This window comes from Flexibacter flexilis DSM 6793 (assembly GCF_900112255.1).
Lineage (GTDB): Bacteria > Bacteroidota > Bacteroidia > Cytophagales > Flexibacteraceae > Flexibacter > Flexibacter flexilis.
This window is the reverse complement of sequence record NZ_FOLE01000031.1, coordinates 1-1,775: the sequence shown is the minus strand read 5'-3', so window position 1 is coordinate 1,775 and position 1,775 is coordinate 1. Positions and strand designations below refer to the sequence as shown.

At 46.8% G+C, this 1,775-nt stretch carries 1 protein-coding gene; it reads right to left on the bottom strand.

Going from position 1 to position 1,775, the window contains the following annotated elements:
- Positions 1–65 precede the first annotated feature (65 nt).
- The coding region (locus BM090_RS18605; RefSeq protein ID WP_221405435.1) for a hypothetical protein at positions 66–1,775 on the bottom strand (1,710 nt) is incomplete at its 5' end.

The following is a 1,775-nucleotide window of genomic DNA, read 5'->3' as shown; positions in this document are numbered from 1 at the left end:
TTAGTGGTTTTGTGAAAATTAAATTATTGAAAATTGGTTAGGTACTGTTTTGTTTTGCAGGCAAACTATTTGCGTTTGCCTGCGGTTTTCGGTTTGGATTTTTTGCCCTTGTTTTTGTTTTTCGTGGACGTTTTGGCGGCACTCAAACTGGAGCTTTTCTTGGCCTTGCTTTTCTTCTTTCGTCTCGTGCCACTGCTTCGACTTGTGGCGTTTGGATAGCTGGCCGCCGTCGGCTTGCGCTTGGTGGTTTTGCGGCGGGTCGTTCTGCGGGTCGTTGGAATTTTACCAACAGCTCCGTTTACACTGCCACTGCGTTTTTTGCGTTTTTTCTTTTTATCAGAAGAATAAAACCAGACCAAAAAACCACCGACAACAAACAGGATAACGCCTATCCAAATTTTCTTCTTATTGGCCGTGTAAAACTCTTTGGCTCGTTCTGTGAACGTTTTTGCGTCGTCTGCTGCTCCTACGTTTTCGACTTCTTCCGCTTCTGCGTTGGCTATCGGTTCTTCAAAAGCTGCAAGCTCCGAACCTTTCAAGTTTTCGGCTTTTACGTCGAAAGGCGTAACCAAATCATCTAAAACCAACTTATTAGAAGTCAAATAAGCGTTTAGCTTGTTTAAGGCTGTCGTAATTTTTTGGCGGTTGGCCATCCTGATGCGCTCGGCTACCTGCTGCGGCGTTTCTTTGGCTTTTCGTCTTCTAAAGATGTTGCGAACATCTGCAAAGGCTTTCGCCGTGTCCTGTGCCGTTAGGTTTTGGATTTTGGTATTCAGGTTCGGGGCTACGATACTTGCAAACTGACCCGCTGGAGTAATTCTAAAGGCATTGTTTGCCACTGTTGGCACAAGGGCTGCAAGTTTGTTTGTTACGCGTCGCAAAAATTTAGGTGCGCCCAAATCTTGGCTATAAATGGCATTGTCCACGCCGTCCACGTCCTCCTCAAAACCTGCCAAAGCGTTATCCGCTTTCAGTTGATTTACAGCCGCTACAATGCCCGTGTACACATTTGAAACACCTACTTTAATAGCGTATTCGATTTCCTGTTTGCTCGCGCCTGTCGCCTTGACCAGTTCGGCCATTGCTTTCTTGGCTTTGGCGGCTTTGATTCTTACGCCTGCGCTCTTTGAAAGCTGCTTATCCTCTTTAGGTAAAACAAGCGGCAAAAACAAAATACCTGCGCCTTCTTGCAAGGCCGCAATTACTGCGGTTCTGGCGGCTGCCTTGTCAGGCATCGCTTTTTTAACGCGCCTTGCTGCTGATAGCAAATCGGATGTGTACTCGCGCCTTAGTCCTAATTCGGTTAAGTCGTCGTCGCTGGCGTTCGCGCCTGCAAACAAAATGCTTTCCTCGTCGCCTGCTCCGTTCAAATTATTGTAGTCATAATCCAAACCGTTTAAAGCGTCTTCGTTTGCCGTCGTAATGTCAAGCTCTGCGGCGTTCAAATCCTCGTCGATGCCTTTGAGCTGACCAGTTTTTGAAATGTGGCGCAAACTTGAATACAGGGACAAGTAAAACGGCTTTAAAAACGTGTTAGCCTGTACGCGTGCTTTAATGATTCGTAGCAATTCGGGGCGGTTTTCGTAGGCCGCCTGCATTTGCGCCAAAGCTGTAATTTCCTGTTTGACGGTTTCAGGGCTAAGTTCGGGTAACTGCGGAGCTTGCGTCCAATTTTTCAGGGTACTGGCCGCCTGTGCAATGTAGGTTTTGAGCTTTAAGATTGCGCCTTGTTTGAGCTCTTTTCGGTTAGTAGTTCTTACCGTTACCTTTTTGCT